The organism is Paraburkholderia sp. MPAMCS5, from assembly GCF_036016995.1.
Lineage (GTDB): Bacteria > Pseudomonadota > Gammaproteobacteria > Burkholderiales > Burkholderiaceae > Paraburkholderia.
Genome location: NZ_JAYXBK010000005.1, coordinates 249,992 through 264,913, shown reverse-complemented (window position 1 = coordinate 264,913; position 14,922 = coordinate 249,992). Strand labels below are relative to the sequence as shown.

The 14,922-nt window shown below is 62.9% G+C and carries 16 protein-coding genes; 5 read left to right on the top strand and 11 right to left on the bottom strand.

What is annotated here, in order from left to right:
* Window positions 1–52: 52 nt before the first annotated feature.
* Window positions 53–979, bottom strand: a complete 927-nt coding sequence (gene rfaE1 / locus VOM14_RS14085; RefSeq protein WP_327629324.1) for a D-glycero-beta-D-manno-heptose-7-phosphate kinase — start codon at window positions 977–979, stop codon at window positions 53–55.
* Window positions 980–1,327: 348 nt separating this feature from the next.
* Between rfaE1 and VOM14_RS14080 the strand changes: the two genes are divergently transcribed.
* The gene (locus tag VOM14_RS14080) at window positions 1,328–2,134 is read left to right on the top strand and encodes an SDR family NAD(P)-dependent oxidoreductase (protein WP_327629323.1); all 807 of its coding nucleotides are present in this window, start codon (window positions 1,328–1,330) and stop codon (window positions 2,132–2,134) included.
* Window positions 2,135–2,226: 92 nt separating this feature from the next.
* Here VOM14_RS14080 and VOM14_RS14075 read toward each other — a convergent pair whose 3' ends face one another.
* From VOM14_RS14075 to VOM14_RS14030, 10 genes are all read right to left on the bottom strand, one after another.
* Entirely contained in the window at window positions 2,227–3,237 is a 1,011-nt protein-coding gene (locus VOM14_RS14075) for an inorganic phosphate transporter (RefSeq protein ID WP_327629322.1), read from the bottom strand.
* Window positions 3,237–3,863: a DUF47 domain-containing protein gene (locus VOM14_RS14070; RefSeq protein ID WP_327629321.1), complete on the bottom strand. Its 627-nt coding sequence runs from the start codon at window positions 3,861–3,863 to the stop codon at window positions 3,237–3,239. Before VOM14_RS14070 ends, VOM14_RS14075 begins: the two co-directional genes overlap by 1 nt.
* Window positions 3,864–4,019: 156 nt before the next feature.
* Window positions 4,020–5,405: a replicative DNA helicase gene (locus VOM14_RS14065; protein ID WP_012432804.1), complete on the bottom strand. Its 1,386-nt coding sequence runs from the start codon at window positions 5,403–5,405 to the stop codon at window positions 4,020–4,022.
* Window positions 5,406–5,548: 143 nt separating this feature from the next.
* Window positions 5,549–6,001 carry a 50S ribosomal protein L9 gene (gene rplI / locus VOM14_RS14060; RefSeq protein WP_327629320.1) on the bottom strand — a complete coding sequence of 151 codons (453 nt, stop codon included), beginning with the start codon at window positions 5,999–6,001 and terminating at the stop codon, window positions 5,549–5,551.
* A gap of 27 nt (window positions 6,002–6,028) precedes the next feature.
* Window positions 6,029–6,304, bottom strand: a complete 276-nt coding sequence (rpsR, locus tag VOM14_RS14055) for a 30S ribosomal protein S18 (protein WP_327629319.1) — start codon at window positions 6,302–6,304, stop codon at window positions 6,029–6,031.
* A gap of 2 nt (window positions 6,305–6,306) precedes the next feature.
* Window positions 6,307–6,606 (bottom strand): primosomal replication protein N, encoded by a 300-nt coding sequence (priB, locus tag VOM14_RS14050; RefSeq protein ID WP_327629318.1) that lies wholly within the window; start codon window positions 6,604–6,606, stop codon window positions 6,307–6,309.
* Between the two features lie 50 nt (window positions 6,607–6,656).
* A complete protein-coding gene (gene rpsF, locus VOM14_RS14045) occupies window positions 6,657–7,031 on the bottom strand; it encodes a 30S ribosomal protein S6 (RefSeq protein WP_006048823.1) in 375 nt (124 codons plus the stop codon).
* 193 nt (window positions 7,032–7,224) lie between these two features.
* Window positions 7,225–8,202 carry an anti-sigma factor family protein gene (locus tag VOM14_RS14040; protein WP_327629317.1) on the bottom strand — a complete coding sequence of 326 codons (978 nt, stop codon included), beginning with the start codon at window positions 8,200–8,202 and terminating at the stop codon, window positions 7,225–7,227.
* Window positions 8,192–8,884 carry an RNA polymerase sigma factor gene (locus tag VOM14_RS14035; RefSeq protein ID WP_327629316.1) on the bottom strand — a complete coding sequence of 231 codons (693 nt, stop codon included), beginning with the start codon at window positions 8,882–8,884 and terminating at the stop codon, window positions 8,192–8,194. Before VOM14_RS14035 ends, VOM14_RS14040 begins: the two co-directional genes overlap by 11 nt.
* Window positions 8,885–9,025: 141 nt before the next feature.
* Window positions 9,026–9,940 (bottom strand): LysR family transcriptional regulator, encoded by a 915-nt coding sequence (locus VOM14_RS14030; protein ID WP_327629315.1) that lies wholly within the window; start codon window positions 9,938–9,940, stop codon window positions 9,026–9,028.
* Between the two features lie 170 nt (window positions 9,941–10,110).
* Between VOM14_RS14030 and gcl the strand changes: the two genes are divergently transcribed.
* From gcl to lysM, 4 genes are all read left to right on the top strand, one after another.
* Window positions 10,111–11,886: a glyoxylate carboligase gene (gene gcl / locus VOM14_RS14025; RefSeq protein ID WP_327629314.1), complete on the top strand. Its 1,776-nt coding sequence runs from the start codon at window positions 10,111–10,113 to the stop codon at window positions 11,884–11,886.
* Window positions 11,887–11,983: 97 nt separating this feature from the next.
* A complete protein-coding gene (otnI, locus tag VOM14_RS14020) occupies window positions 11,984–12,793 on the top strand; it encodes a 2-oxo-tetronate isomerase (RefSeq protein ID WP_327629313.1) in 810 nt (269 codons plus the stop codon).
* A gap of 103 nt (window positions 12,794–12,896) precedes the next feature.
* A complete protein-coding gene (locus VOM14_RS14015) occupies window positions 12,897–13,805 on the top strand; it encodes a 2-hydroxy-3-oxopropionate reductase (RefSeq protein ID WP_327629312.1) in 909 nt (302 codons plus the stop codon).
* 577 nt (window positions 13,806–14,382) lie between these two features.
* Complete coding sequence (gene lysM / locus VOM14_RS14010; RefSeq protein WP_327629311.1) at window positions 14,383–14,874, top strand: peptidoglycan-binding protein LysM; 492 nt, start codon at window positions 14,383–14,385, stop codon at window positions 14,872–14,874.
* The last annotated feature ends 48 nt before the right edge of the window (window positions 14,875–14,922 follow it).

The following is a 14,922-nucleotide window of genomic DNA, read 5'->3' as shown; positions in this document are numbered from 1 at the left end:
CGAAAAAATCCGTCCGTCACGGCAGCGCGGCCAGCCTGTTTGAGCGCGCCGCTCACACATGCCGATTGAGTTCCTCGAGCGTAATCGGCGCGGTGCCGATTTTTCCGACCACAATGCCGGCCGCCACGTTAGCGAGCCGCGCGGCGCCTTCGATGTCATGCCCCGCGCCCAGCGCCGCCGCCATGGTGGCGATCACGGTGTCGCCCGCGCCCGACACGTCGTAGACCTCGCGCGCCTGTGCGGGAATGCGGATATGGCGATTCCCGACAAAGAGGCTCATGCCATCCTCCGAGCGTGTCACGAGCAACGCTGCAAGCTCCACTGTGTCGCGCAGTTTGAATGCGCGCCGTTCGAAATCCGCTTCGCCGATCCACGTGCCCGCAGCCTGCGCAAATTCACTCCGGTTCGGCGTCACGATGCTTGCGCCGCGATATATCGAGTAGTCCCGTCCTTTGGGATCGATCAGCACCGTGGCGTTGGCGGCCGTCGCGTCCGACAACATCAGGCGCAGGTGCGCGAGGCCGCCTTTGCCGTAGTCCGAAAACACAACCGTGCGGCATGCTTTCAGCTTTTCGCGGAATTGAGCCGCGAGCGGGAACAGCAGTTCGTGGTCCGGACGCTGCTCGAAGTCCGCGCGCACAATCTGCTGGTTGCGTGAAATGATGCGCAGTTTCACGGTGGTTTGCAGCGCCGGGTCACGCAGAAACGTGCAGTGAACGTTTCTGCGTTCCAGCAACGATTGCAGGACACGCCCGTCCTGATCGTCGCCGACAACCGATAGCAACGTGGTGCTCGCGCCCAGATTCACCGTGTTGATCGCCACATTCGCCGCGCCGCCCGCGACGTCCTGCGTACGCTGAACGTGAACGACCGGCACGGGCGCCTCCGGCGAAATACGCGTGCTGTCGCCGAACCAGTAGCGGTCGAGCATCACGTCGCCGGCGATGATCACGGAAGCCGATGAACAATCCAGGCTCACTTTGCAACTCCTTAAAGGTTTTTTCTCGAAGCGGACGCGTCAGGCGGGGAACATGCGGACCAACTGCCGTCCAACTGCCCGTTCCGGCCGCGCCCCGGCTTAATTGCTTCGTCATACTGAATAGTTTGCGCTCGTAAGCGAATAGACGGCGCGTGCAAAAGCGCACACATTCTTACAAATGAGATAGTCGGCAATGTCGCGCTGATGTCTTCACGCAACGATTGATGGAAATAGGATTCGTCCGATTGACGCATCAGCTCCATCCAACACGAATGCGGGCCGTATGCAGCCCACGCCGGCCGCCGATCTGCTATCGTCACCGGTATTCTTCCGAAGCGGGTGACGATAATGGATCTCGGGCTGAAAGAAAAAGTGGTGCTGATCACGGGCGGCAGCAAGGGGATCGGTTTTGCGTGCGCCCGGGCTTTTGCGCAGGAAGGCGCGAAGGTCGCCATCGTCTCGCGCGACCCCGCCAATCTGGCGCGCGCCTACGAGCAGCTAAAGCAGGAAGGCTTGCACGTGCATCGCACGCGCGCCGATCTGCACGAGCCGCACAGCGCCGCGGACATCGTCGAGGAAGTCAGCACCGCCGTCGGCCCAATCGATGTGCTGATCAACTGCGCGGGCGCGGCGCGCCGCTACGATCCGGAAACGCTTGACGCCGAAGCGTTCCGGGCCACGATGGAAGCCAAATATTTCCCCTACATCTACCCGCAGCAGGAAGTGCTGCGCCGCATGGCCGAGCGCGCGAAAACGAGCAATGGCGGCGAGCCTGGCACGGTCGTGAACATCATCGGCATGGGCGGGAAGATGGCAAGCGATATTCATATCGCGGGCGGCGCCGCGAATGCCGCGCTGATGCTGGCCACGGTCGGCCTCGCCCATTACTACGCGCGCTACGGCATTCGTATCAACGCGATCAATCCGGGCTCGACGCTTACTGAGCGCGTCGAAGAAGCCGTCAGGCTCGAAGCCGTGCAGCAAGGCATTCAGAGCGCGGAAGCGCTGGCGCGCGGGCAGGCCAAGGTGCCGCTCGGACGTTACGCGAACCCGGAGGAAATCGCCGATGTCGCGCTGTTTCTGGCGAGCCGCCGGGCGAGCTATGTGACGGGCGCGATCGTCCCGATGGATGGAGGCAGCGCGCCGCTGATCTGAGCGGCGCGCCGTTCAAAGCGCTTTGAAGGACTGCGGCTGCCTGAGCGGCTGCGCTGCGGCTGCGAGAGCGGCAGCCGTGACCCTCCCGCGAATTACAAGAAGCGGTGGCCGAGCCACCACGCGGCGGCCGCCAGTGCAGCGGATGCCGGGATGGTCAGAATCCATGCCCAGACGATGTTGCCCGCCACACCCCAGCGCACCGCGCTCAGTTTCTGCGTCGCGCCCACACCGACAATCGCGCCCGTGATGGTATGCGTGGTGGATACCGGAATGCCGAGGAAAGAGGCCGTGAACAGCGTGATCGCCCCGCCCGACTCCGCGCAAAACCCGCCGACCGGCTTCAGCTTGGTGATTTTCTGCCCCATCGTGCGGACGATTCGCCAGCCGCCGAACAAGGTGCCGAAACCCATCGACAGATAGCAGCCGCCGATCACCCACAGCGGCGGTGCATCGGCGATGGACGACGCATAGCCCGTGGCGATCAGCAGCATCCAGATAATGCCGATGGTTTTCTGCGCGTCGTTGCCGCCGTGGCCGAGGCTGTACAAGCCGGCGGACAGCAGCTGCAAACGCCGGAAACGCCGGTCGACCTTGCTGGGCGGCGTGCGGAAATAGATCCACGACACCGCCAGCATGAAAAACGACCCCAGCACGAAGCCCAGCAGCGGCGAGACGAAAATGAACGTGACTGTTTTCATGAGCCCGTCGAAATTGAGCGAGCCCCAGCCGGACTTGGCGAGCGCCGAGCCCACGAGCCCGCCGATCAGCGCATGCGACGAACTCGACGGGATGCCGTAATGCCACGTGATGACGTTCCAGCCGATCGCGCCCACCAACGCGCCAAAAATCACGTAATGATCGACGATGGCTGGATCGATCGTGCCCTTGCCGACCGTGGTGGCCACTTTCAGGTGGAACACGAAATACGCGATCACGTTGAACGCGGCGGCGAACGCCACCGCTTGCTGCGGCTTCAGCACGCCGGTCGACACGACCGTGGCGATCGAGTTGGCCGCGTCGTGAAAGCCGTTCATGAAGTCGAAAACGAGCGCGACCGCGACGAGGCCGGCAACGACCCAGATAGCGAGTTGTATCGATTGCATTATGCGTTTTCCAGCACGATGCCTTCGATGATGTTCGCGACGTCCTCGCACTTGTCCGTGATCGTTTCGAGCAATTCGTAAATGGCTTTCAGCTTGATCAGCGTCTTGACGTTGTCTTCTTCGCGGAAGAGTTTCGACATGGCCGCGCGCAGCACGCGGTCGGCTTCCGATTCCAGACGGTCGATTTCCTCGCACGCCCTGAGAATCTGGCTGGCCTGCTTCATATCCGACAGGAGGCTGACCGCGAACTGCACGCGTTCGCACGTGGCCGTGCAAATGTGCGCGAGCTGGCTCGCCTCGGAGGTGACGGACTGGACGTCGTAAAGGGAAATGGCAGTGGCGACGTCCTCCATCAGGTCGAGGATGTCGTCCATCGTGGTGATCAGCTTGTGGATCTCATCGCGGTCGAGCGGCGTGATGAAAGTCTTGTGCAGCAGGTCGATGGTTTCGTGCGTGAGCTTGTCGGCAGCCTTTTCGGCTTTCTGCACGTTTTGCTTGTGGGTCTCGGCGTCTTGCAGATTGTCGATCAACAACTCGAGTTCGCGGCTTGCCGAGATGATGCACTGTGCGTGCGCATTGAAATTATCAAAGAACTTGCCCTCGGTGGGCATGAATCGACCGAACATTGGGATCCCGAAAATTGGTCACATTATGGCTGACATAAAACTGCAATATTGTACCGTCGCGGGATCAATGCCGCACTTTGCAAAGCGCCGTTACAACAGCGGAATTGCCATGGCGCCGCTTATGCGCTGATTCGAGCTGATTCGCCTTCGCTTTCGTTAGTCGCTGTAAAAATTCTGCGCGCCGGCAAAGTTGTCGAACTTCGTGAATTGGCCATGGAACGTGAGGCGAACTGGTCCGATCGGGCCATTTCGCTGCTTGCCGATAATGATTTCCGCGGTGCCTTTATCCGGGCTGTCCGGGTTATACACTTCGTCGCGGTAGATAAACAGGATCACGTCCGCGTCCTGTTCGATAGCGCCGGATTCGCGCAAGTCCGACATGATCGGGCGTTTGTTCGGACGCTGTTCCAGACCACGGTTGAGCTGGGACAAAGCGATGACGGGCACGTCCAGTTCCTTGGCGAGACTCTTCAGCGAACGCGAGATTTCGGAGATTTCGGTCGCGCGGTTTTCCCCCGACGACGACCCGCTCATCAGCTGGAGATAGTCGATAATGATCAGCCCCAGCTTGCCGCACTGACGCGACAACCGCCGCGCGCGCGAACGAAGTTCCATCGGGTTCAGACCACCGGTTTCGTCGATGAAAATCTGTGCCTCGCTCATTTTCTGCACCGCGTGCGTGAGCTTCGGCCAGTCTTCGTCGGTCAGACGGCCCGTACGCATGCGGTGCTGGTCCAGTCGGCCGACCGAGCCGAGCATACGCATGGTGAGCTGCGAACCCGGCATTTCCATTGAGAACACCGCGACCGGCAAGCCGTACTCGACCGCCACGTATTCGCCGATGTTCATCGAAAACGCCGTTTTACCCATCGACGGGCGGCCGGCGACAATGATCAGTTCGCCGCCGTGCATGCCCGAGGTCATGCGGTCCAGGTCGACAAAACCCGTCGGCGTGCCGGTGACGTCGCTCGGATTGGCGGTGTGATACAGCGTGTCGATCCGCTCGACCACCTCGGTCAGAAGCGGCCCGATTTCCAGAAAGCCTTGCGTGCCGCGCGCGCCGTCTTCGGCGATCGAAAACACCTTCGACTCCGCCTCATCCAGCAATTGCCGCACTTCCTTGCCCTGCGGGTTGAACGCGTCGGCCGAGATTTCATCGGCGACGGACACCAGCCGGCGCAGCACCGCGCGGTCGCGCACGATTTCGGCGTAGCGGCGAATATTGGCGGCGCTCGGCGTGTTCTGCGCGAGCGCGTTCAGATAGGCGAGACCGCCCACCTCTTCCGCCTTGCCGGAGGTGCCGAGCGCTTCATAAACGGTGATGACGTCGGCCGGACGCGTGGCCGCGATCAGCTTGCCGATGTGCTCGAAAATGATGCGGTGATCGTAGCGGTAGAAATCGCTTTGCGAGAGGAAGTCGGCGATGCGGTCCCATGCCGCGTTGTCCAGCAACAAGCCGCCCAGCACCGATTGTTCGGCCTCGATCGAATGCGGCGGGACTTTCAGCGACTCGAGCTGGGGATCTTTGGACGGTGCGTTCATGGAGAGGAATTATCGTGGAAATCAGGCGACCGCGGCCAGCGGGCGAGCCAAAAAATAACCGGCACAAAAAAAGCAGGGGCCGGTTGCCCGGCCCCTGCCTCTAGCCAGCAACCGCCTGGCCGATACATCTGATGCTGCCCGGCTTAAACGTGCTCGCCGATCACAGCCACCGTCACGTCGACAACCACGTCGGTGTGCAGCGAAACCTGAATCGGGTGCTCGCCAACGGTCTTCAGCGGGCCTTCCGGCAGACGCACTTGCGCCTTTTCCACTGCGAAGCCTTGCTTGCCCAGCGCTTCAGCGATGTCCGCGTTCGTCACCGAGCCGAACAGACGGCCGTCCACACCGGCCTTCTGGCCGATCTGAACCGTCGAGCCCGCCAGCTTTTCGCCTTGAGCCTGAGCGGCAGTCAGCTTTTCAGCGGCGATCTTTTCGAGTTCGGCGCGGCGCACTTCGAATTCGGCGAGCGCTTCCTTCGTTGCACGGCGAGCTTGCTTGTTCGGGATCAGGAAGTTACGTGCGTAGCCGTCCTTGACCTTCACGATATCGCCCAGGTTGCCCAGATTGACGACTTTTTCCAGAAGAATGATTTGCATTCGGATGCTCCTTATCGCGTCGTCGGGTTAGGCCTTGTGCTGGTCGGTGTACGGCACGAGCGCGAGGAAACGTGCGCGCTTGATTGCCGTGTCCAGCTGGCGTTGATAGTGCGACTTCGTACCCGTGAGACGCGCCGGCGTGATCTTGCCGTTTTCGCCGATGAAGTCCTTCAGCGTATCGAGGTCCTTGTAGTCGATGTACTCGACGCCAGCGGCCGTGAAACGGCAGAACTTCTTGCGCTTGAAGAGCGGATTTTGTTGCTGACGACGCTTGTCGAATTTCTTACCAGTCGGGCGGGGCATGTTCAGTCCTTTCCAATGTCCTGCAATGCTGTGATGTGAAATACCAGAGTTCTCGCGTTGCGGTGCTTTTTCGCCAGGAAGCCTGTGAAGAGCGTTTCGACGCCCATCGGACAGCTTTCCAGCTTACCGCTCGCCTCGCCTGCGGCCACCGCCTGCATGGTCAGTTCGACTTGCCGGACAATGCCGGCCTCGACGACTTCCGTGCGATGCTGCAACGTGCAACCTGCTATCGGAACGCCGGCGGGTGTGTACCGTACCGGTTCGCGTTCGACGACGCTGGCCGTGAGTTGCAGCCGGTTCATGAAGCCTTTGACGAGGGTGACGCTTGATCTGGTAGCTTAAATAGTGTGTCTTAAGCCTGCGCTTCGGACGGTTGCGTAGCAGCCGACTTCTTGGCTTCTTCGCGCTGCACTTCCTTCATCATCGGCGACGGGCCGGTTTCGGCCTTCTTCATCTTGACGATGAGGTGACGCAGAACGGCGTCGTTGAACTTGAACGCGTGTTCCAGTTCGTCGAGCGTGGTCTGGTCGCATTCGATGTTCATGCAGACGTAGTGAGCCTTCGCGAGTTTCTCGATCATGTAGGCCAGTTGGCGACGGCCCCAGTCTTCGATACGGTGGATCTGGCCGCCGTGCGAGGTGATCGTGGACTTGTAACGCTCGATCATGGCGGGCACTTGCTCGCTTTGATCCGGGTGCACGATAAATACGATTTCGTAATGACGCATATTCACTCCTTGTGCTGACTTATGGATTAAAGCCACCCGGGCGTCGGAACCGGTGTGGCAAGTGAGAAGCCGAAGATTGTAGCCCGGTTGGGGCCGAGTTGCAAGGCTTTGCATGATCCGGCCACGCAATTCAGGCGTGTTTTCAACGGCTTAGCCTTGTCCTTCGCGCATAGGGACACGGCATCCGGCACGCTCAGCCGCCCTCCGTGCGCTCGCTGCCGCCTTGCAGACGTGCCTTCAGCGCCGCTTCGAGTCCGCTCAGCGCGTCGGGCGCGGCGTCCGTGACCGCCCACCACGTCATGCCTTCGGCGTTCCAGTGCGCGATCGAAAAGCCTTCCTGGGCCTGCCTCGCGGGCGCCCCGACGTCCGCGCCTGCCGTCTGCGGAAACACGTACACGTCGATCACATGTTTGCGATAGCGGTACACCAGGACGGCGACCCGCCGGTGCGCGAGGTAGTCGAGCCGCCCGCCTTGCAGCGCGAAGCCGCTCGCCGCCAGATCCTCGACGGGCGGCGAATAGTCCAGCCGGCCGTTGAACCACGGCTTCACGGTATGCCGGTCCGTCGAAATGACGTCGATGTCGCGCCCCGACACCTGCGCCCTTACGTGGCTCGACACGAGTTCGTCCGCGAAAGGCGCGAACTCGGCGGGACGGCGCAGGTTCAGCGTGAGCGTCACGCCGATCGCGCACACCGCGATCACCAGCGCCGCGAGCCAGCCCGACGCGAGGGGCCCGGCCGGGCCGCCCGTCGCGAGCGGGCGGCCAAAACCGCCAAAGCCGCCTTGGCCGCCCTGGCTGGCGCGTCCGCCAAACCACCGGTCGAACCAGCCCGATGCCCGTCCCGACGACGGACGGCGCTCGCGCGCCGGCTCCCCGCCGGCAGCCGCCTGCGGCGCCTGCTGCGTTTGCATCTCCGACGACGCGCTCGCGCCGCCGGCCAGCACGCTCTCTGTATCGGGCAAACCCGCCACGATCCGCGCCCGCAACGCCTGTGACGCGCGATGGTAAGGCGCCGCGCGCAGCGCGCCGCTCATCGCCCGAAGGTTTTCGCTTTCGCGCCGACAGGCCTCGCAGCTCTCGATATGCTGCTGCACGCGCCGCGCCTCGGGCGCGGGCAATTCGTGATCGGCGTTCGCATCGAGGAGCGGCCGCGCTTCGTTACAGTCCATCTGGCGTCTCCTGTGCGTTGCCGGCGGACGCGCCGCCGGGTGGCTTGAGCGGCCGGGCTTTGGTCACGCTGTTGGCCACGGCCCGAAGAGGCGTCACCGAGGCCGTCGGCGTCGCGGACGGCTCCGCCAGCAGCGCAGCGAGCCGCCGCCGCCCTCTCGCGAGCCGCGACATCACCGTGCCGATCGGCACATCGGCCACCTGCGCGATCTCGCGATAACCCATCTCTTCGAGTTCGCGCAAGATCAGCACCTCGCGATACTCGACCGGCAGCAGCGCGAGCGCCTCGTGCACGCGCTTCGTGTCCTCGTCGCGGATCAGAAGCGCCTGCGGATCGGCGCCGCCCGCGCTCCAGCCTTCGAACGTGGCATCGTCCATCGTGTCGTCGAACTCGACCGTTTCGTGCGACGACGCGCGCCGCCGCCATTCCGTGTACCACGTGCGGCGCACGATCGCGAGCAGCCATGGGCGCGCCGAGTCACCGCGAAACGTGTCGAAAAAGCGGAACGCGCGCATGAAGGCTTCCTGCACGACGTCGTCGGCATCGTGCGGATTGCCGCACAGCCAGCGCGCGAGGTTGTACGCCGCGTCGAGATGCGGCAGCGCGAGCTGCTGGAAACGGCGGCTTCGCGCGGCATCGGTCTCGCCGTTCGTGCAAGCGGCGTGTGAATCGGTCTGGACCACCTCGGGCCCTCCAGGGCATGTCGGCTACGCTGTGCGGTTCGTCGTGACGCTTCACACCGCATAACCGGCCATCCGCCGAGTTTATTCCCGCCGCCGCGCGCGCATCACAAAACAATCGCGAAAAGAGCCGACGGCGCGACGCTAATACGTCGGCCGGTTCCAGTAATCCTCGCTCGCGTAGATCTCTTTCAGATAGTCGATGAAGTACCGCACCTTGGCCGGCACATAGCGCTGCTGCGGATAGACCGCAAGAATGTCGTAGTCGGGCAGCGCGAATTCGTCGAGCACGGTTTCGAGTTCACCGCGCGCGAGTTGCTGCTGGATTTCCCACGTGGAGCGCCAGCCGAGCCCGAGCCCTTCCGACACCCAGCGGTGCAGCAGCTCGCCGTCGTTGCAATCGAGCGTGCCGCCCACCCGCACCGTGGCGAGCTTGCCGTTGCGGCGAAAATACCAGCCACGGTTTTGCCCGCCTTGCAGGTTGAACGCGAGGCAATTGTGCTGCGGCAGGTCTTCGAGCGTTTTCGGCTTGCCGTGCTGGCGGAAATAATCGGGCGTGCCGCACACCACGCGCCGATTCGAGGCCAGTTTCACGGCGACGAAGTTCGGATCGACCGCGCCGCCGATGCGAATCGATAAGTCATAGCCCTCGCGCACCAGGTCCACCACGCGGTCGGTCAGGTTGAAGGACACCTGCAATTCCGGCTTGTCGGCGAGAAAAGCCGGTGCGAGCGGCGCGACGTGCTTGCGCCCGAACGCGGCCGGCGCCGACACGATCAGATGACCGTTCACCGCGCGCCGTCCGGCGCTCAGTTCGTTCTCCGCCTGATCCCATTCGGTCAACAGCCCGCGGCAGCGTTCGAGAAACGCGGCGCCGTCTTCGCTGACGACAAGCCGACGCGTCGAGCGATACATCAGTTTCACGCCGAGGCGCTTTTCGAGCGCGTCGATGCGGCGCCCGAGGATCACCGGCGACACGCCCTCCTCCAGCGCGGCCGCCGCGAGGCTGCCCGCGTCCGCGACGCGCACAAAGGTTTCAATCTGCTTGAAGCGATCCATGTCCTGTCTCCCCACGGTTCCTGCCGGCACGACTGCACACGCGCGCGCCATTCCATACTTTTTGTTTCGAAATAAGCGACGCCGACTGATCTTATCAAACCTTTAGGTCGAGCCTAAAGTGCGTTCAAGAGCTTCGTTAGCCCATTCCCCAAGACATTCAGGAGACATTCATGGCCAAGATGAGAGCCGTCGACGCCGCCGTGCTGGTGCTCGAAAAAGAAGGTATCGACACGGCGTTCGGCGTGCCGGGCGCCGCGATCAACCCGTTCTACTCGGCCATGCGAAAGGCAGGCAACATCAGCCACGTGCTGGCGCGTCACGTCGAGGGCGCCTCGCACATGGCCGAAGGCTACACGCGCGCGCAACCTGGCAATATCGGCGTGTGCATCGGCACGTCCGGGCCTGCGGGCACCGACATGATCACCGGTTTGTACTCCGCCCAGGCCGACTCGATTCCTATTCTCGCGATCACGGGCCAGGCGCCGCGCGCGCGTCTGTACAAGGAAGATTTCCAGGCCGTCGATATCGAATCGATCGCCAAGCCCGTCACCAAGTGGGCCGTGACCGTGCGCGAGCCGGCGCTCGTGCCGCGCGTGTTCCAGCAGGCGTTTCACCTGATGCGCTCGGGCCGCCCCGGTCCGGTGCTGGTGGACTTGCCGATCGACGTGCAACTCGCCGAAATCGAATTCGACATCGACACGTACGAGCCGCTGCCGGTCTACAAGCCGAAGGCGACGCGCAAGCAGATCGAAGCCGCCCTCGCCTTGCTGAACGAGTCGGAGAAGCCGCTCATCGTCTCGGGCGGCGGCGTGCTGAACGCGGCCGCTGAAGATCTGCTCGTCACGTTCGCCGAAATCGTCGGCGTGCCGGTGATCCCGACGCTCATGTCGTGGGGCGCGATTCCCGACGACCATCCGCTGATGGCAGGCATGGTCGGTCTGCAAACCTCGCACCGCTACGGCAATGCGACGATGCTCGCGTCCGACTTCGTGCTCGGCATCGGCAACCGCTGGGCGAACCGCCACACGGGCAGTGTCGAGGTCTACACGAAGGGCCGCAAGTTCGTGCACGTGGACATCGAGCCGACGCAAATCGGCCGCGTGTTCGGCCCGGACCTCGGCATCGTATCGGACGCGAAGGCCGCGCTCGAACTGTTCGTCGAAGTCGCGAACGAATGGAAGGCCGCGGGCAAGCTGAAAGACCGCGGCGCATGGGTCGCCGACTGCCAGGAGCGCAAGCGCACGATGCATCGCAAGACGCACTTCGACAATGTGCCGATGAAGCCGCAGCGCGTCTACGAAGAGATGAACCAGGTGTTCGGCCGCGACACGTGCTACGTGAGCACGATCGGTCTGTCGCAGATCGCCGGCGCGCAATTCCTGCATGTGTACAAGGCGCGCAACTGGATCAACTGCGGCCAGGCGGGCCCGCTCGGCTGGACGATTCCCGCGGCGCTCGGCGTGCGCGCTGCCGATCCGCAACGGCCGATCGTCGCGCTCTCCGGCGATTACGACTTCCAGTTCATGATCGAAGAACTCGCGGCGGGTGCGCAGTTCAAGCTGCCGTACGTGCATGTGGTCGTGAACAACTCGTACCTGGGTCTCATCCGCCAGGCACAGCGCGCCTTCGACATGGACTTCTGCGTGCAGCTCGGCTTCGAGAACATCAACTCGCCGCAAACCAACGGCTACGGCGTGGACCACGTCGCGGTGGCCGAGGGTCTCGGCTGCAAGGCGATTCGCGTCTTCAGGCCGGAAGAGCTTAAGCCCGCGCTTGAAAAGGCCCAGTCGATGCTCTCCGAGTTCAACGTGCCGGTGATCGTCGAAGTGATTCTGGAGCGCGTGACCAATATTTCGATGGGCACGGAAATCGACGCGATCAACGAGTTCGAGGAACTGGCCGCGAAGCGCGAGGACGCGCCGACCGCCATCAGCATGCTCGACTGATCCGACGACTTTTATCAAGTGAGCGCGATTGGCACGGCAGCGTGCCGGCCGCCTCACGAAGCCATTCCACTGACCGACCAAAGAGACCTGACGCACCATGCCGAAATTTGCAGCGAATCTCACGATGCTCTTCAACGAAGTCCCGTTCCTCGACCGCTTCGCGGCGGCGGCGGACGCGGGCTTTCACGCCGTCGAATTCCTGTTTCCATATCCGTATGCCATCGCCGAATTGAGCGAGCGTTTGAAGCAAAGCCGCCTGAAGCTGGTGCTGCACAACCTGCCCGCGGGCAACTGGGAGGCCGGCGAGCGCGGCATCGCGTGTTTGCCGGATCGCGTGAGCGAGTTCCAGGAAGGCGTGGGCCGCGCGCTCGAATACGCGAGCGCGCTGAAAGTGCCGCAACTCAATTGCCTCGTCGGCATTCCGACGGCGGGCGTGGACGCGGACAAGGCGCGCGCGACCCTTGTCGATAACCTGCGTTTTGCGGCGGGTGAACTGAAGAAGGCCAGCATCAGACTGCTCGTCGAGCCGTGCAATTCCTACGACATTCCGGGCTTCGCGTTGAACCGTTCGAGCGAAGGCCTCGACGTGATTCGCGCAGTGGACTCGGACAACCTGTTCCTGCAATACGACATCTATCACATGCAACGGATGGAAGGCGAACTCGCGGCGACGATCAAAAAGAATCTGCCGCACATCGCGCATATCCAGCTCGCCGACAATCCGGGCCGCAATGAACCTGGCACCGGCGAAATCAATTACCCGTTCCTGTTCGAGCTGCTCGATTCGATCGGCTACGACGGCTGGGTCGGCTGCGAGTACAAGCCGCGCACAACCACCACGGCGGGCCTCGGCTGGGTGCAGAGCGTAGCGGGACAAACACGCGGCGCCGCGCACGCCGCAGCTTGAAAGACGCAGCCACGAGAGCGGCACAGCAATGTGCCGCACGAAGCACATCACGCTCGAAGCACGTCCCGCTCGGGACGGCACACAACACTGGAGAGTCAGACACATGGCAAAGATCGGTTTCATCGGCCTCGGCATCATGGGCGCCCATATGGCGCGCAACCTCATCAAGGGCGGTCACACGCTGTTCGTGAACGGTGCCTATCCGGTGCCGGAAGATCTCAGCAAGAGCACGAACGTGGTGGCGAATTCGACCGCCGTCGCGCAGGCCGCCGACATCGTCATCATCATGGTGCCCGACACGCCTGACGTGGCCAACGTTCTGTTCGCCGACGACGGCGTCGCCGCCGGCCTGACGGCGGGCAAGCTCGTCATCGACATGAGTTCGATCTCGCCGCTCGACACGCAGGCGTTCGCGAAGAAGATCAATGCACTCGGCGTCGAGTATCTCGACGCGCCGGTGTCGGGCGGCGAAGTCGGCGCGCGCGAAGCATCGTTGACGATCATGGTGGGCGGCCCGGAAAAAGCCTTTGCGCTGGCCAAGCCGCTCTTCGATCTGATGGGCAAGAACATCTCGCTGATCGGCGACAACGGCGCGGGTCAGACCTGCAAGGTCGCGAACCAGATCATCGTCGCGCTGAACATCGAAGCGGTGGCCGAAGCGCTGCTCTTCGCGTCGCGCTCGGGTGCCGATCCGGAGCGAGTGCGAAAGGCGCTGATGGGCGGCTTCGCGTCGTCGCGCATTCTCGAAGTGCATGGCGAGCGCATGACGAAGCGCACGTTCAATCCGGGCTTCCGCATCGAGCTGCATCAGAAGGATCTGAACCTCGCACTCGACGGCGCGCGCAAGCTCGGCATCGCGCTGCCGCACACGGCGAGCGCGCAGCAACTGTTCAGCGTGTGCGCGGCGAACGGCGGCAAGGCATGGGACCACTCGGCGATGGTGCGCGCGCTCGAAATCATGGCGAATTACGAAGTCGCGCAAGCGCCGGATAGCGAAGCGAAGGCCGCCTGATCGCGTGCCGCCTGCACTGAATCAACGCCGAATGGCGCAGTAATACCGATTGCCGCGCGGGTTGCATCGACAACTGCACGGCAGTCGCACGTGGGGCGCCCGCTGCTTCGCGCGGCATCGCGAGGCAACGGGCAAATCGCGCCGCTCTGGGCTGAGAGCGGCAAAGTGGGGTCCGCAGCGGCACCCGGCTACGCCGGGGAAGCCTTGGTCGGTCAGACGTCGTCGTCGGGTGTCCGGCTGTCGGATTTCATTGCGTTTTTTTGCCGTTTTTTTGCCGTCCTTTCCGGCCTTTTATCCCGCCTTTTTTCCCGCCAGCTCACTCTTCGCTCTGCGCGCCGCGGCTCATCATGCATGCCGCCGGCTTGCACGTCCGCTTGCATTTGCTTGCAACTCCGCGCCCTTTGCCGCACCTTTCTTGACACATCGTCGCTGGCATTTCTCCTACACTCGTGAGTCTGGTTGCACGCGTTCGAACGCACACGCCGCGTCTTCGTGACACACATGTGACGCGGCTTCGCAACCAGTGCTTAACCCTTACGCAAAGCCTGCCTGCGTACCAACATGAGGAGTGTGATCGATGGGTATTCTCAGTTTCATCAAGGAAGCCGGCGAAAAGCTGTTCAGCGCCGCCTCCACGCCGGCCGAGGCCGCGCCCGCCGCACCCGACCTTGACGCGCTGAACAAAACCGCGGGCGACGCGATCGCCACTTACATCCGCAGCCAGGGTCTGGACGCGGCCAACCTGCAAGTCACGTACGACGGCACGAGCCACGCAGTGACCGTCTCGGGCGAAGCCGCGGACCAGCCGACCAAGGACAAGATTCTGGTGGCCGCCGGCAATGTGCAGAACGTCGACAAGGTCGACGACCAGTTGACCGTCACCACGCCCGCCGCGTCGCCCACGCAGTTTCATACGGTCGTGCCGGGCGACAATCTGTGGAAGATCGCGGAGAAGTATTACGGCAGCGGCGCGAAGAACGACGTGATCTTCCAGGCCAACACGCCGATGCTGAAAAGCCCGGACAAGATCTATCCAGGCCAGGTGCTGGTGATTCCGGCTGAGCAGTAATCAATGCGCGTGCTCGCATCGCGCGAACACGGCACAGCGGTCAACGCA

What these genes read in the sequence shown, in the direction of transcription:
- rplI (WP_327629320.1), bottom strand. Translation starts at nt 6,001, where the DNA reads ATGCAAATCATTCTTCTGGAAAAAGTCGTCAATCTGGGCAACCTGGGC.
- priB (WP_327629318.1), bottom strand. Translation starts at nt 6,606, where the DNA reads ATGAACCGGCTGCAACTCACGGCCAGCGTCGTCGAACGCGAACCGGTA.
- VOM14_RS14075 (WP_327629322.1), bottom strand. Translation starts at nt 3,237, where the DNA reads ATGCAATCGATACAACTCGCTATCTGGGTCGTTGCCGGCCTCGTCGCG.
- VOM14_RS14040 (WP_327629317.1), bottom strand. Translation starts at nt 8,202, where the DNA reads ATGGACTGTAACGAAGCGCGGCCGCTCCTCGATGCGAACGCCGATCAC.
- lysM (WP_327629311.1), top strand. Translation starts at nt 14,383, where the DNA reads ATGGGTATTCTCAGTTTCATCAAGGAAGCCGGCGAAAAGCTGTTCAGC.
- gcl (WP_327629314.1), top strand. Translation starts at nt 10,111, where the DNA reads ATGGCCAAGATGAGAGCCGTCGACGCCGCCGTGCTGGTGCTCGAAAAA.
- rpsF (WP_006048823.1), bottom strand. Translation starts at nt 7,031, where the DNA reads ATGCGTCATTACGAAATCGTATTTATCGTGCACCCGGATCAAAGCGAG.
- VOM14_RS14065 (WP_012432804.1), bottom strand. Translation starts at nt 5,405, where the DNA reads ATGAACGCACCGTCCAAAGATCCCCAGCTCGAGTCGCTGAAAGTCCCG.
- VOM14_RS14015 (WP_327629312.1), top strand. Translation starts at nt 12,897, where the DNA reads ATGGCAAAGATCGGTTTCATCGGCCTCGGCATCATGGGCGCCCATATG.
- rpsR (WP_327629319.1), bottom strand. Translation starts at nt 6,304, where the DNA reads ATGCCCCGCCCGACTGGTAAGAAATTCGACAAGCGTCGTCAGCAACAA.
- VOM14_RS14030 (WP_327629315.1), bottom strand. Translation starts at nt 9,940, where the DNA reads ATGGATCGCTTCAAGCAGATTGAAACCTTTGTGCGCGTCGCGGACGCG.
- VOM14_RS14070 (WP_327629321.1), bottom strand. Translation starts at nt 3,863, where the DNA reads ATGTTCGGTCGATTCATGCCCACCGAGGGCAAGTTCTTTGATAATTTC.
- VOM14_RS14080 (WP_327629323.1), top strand. Translation starts at nt 1,328, where the DNA reads ATGGATCTCGGGCTGAAAGAAAAAGTGGTGCTGATCACGGGCGGCAGC.
- otnI (WP_327629313.1), top strand. Translation starts at nt 11,984, where the DNA reads ATGCCGAAATTTGCAGCGAATCTCACGATGCTCTTCAACGAAGTCCCG.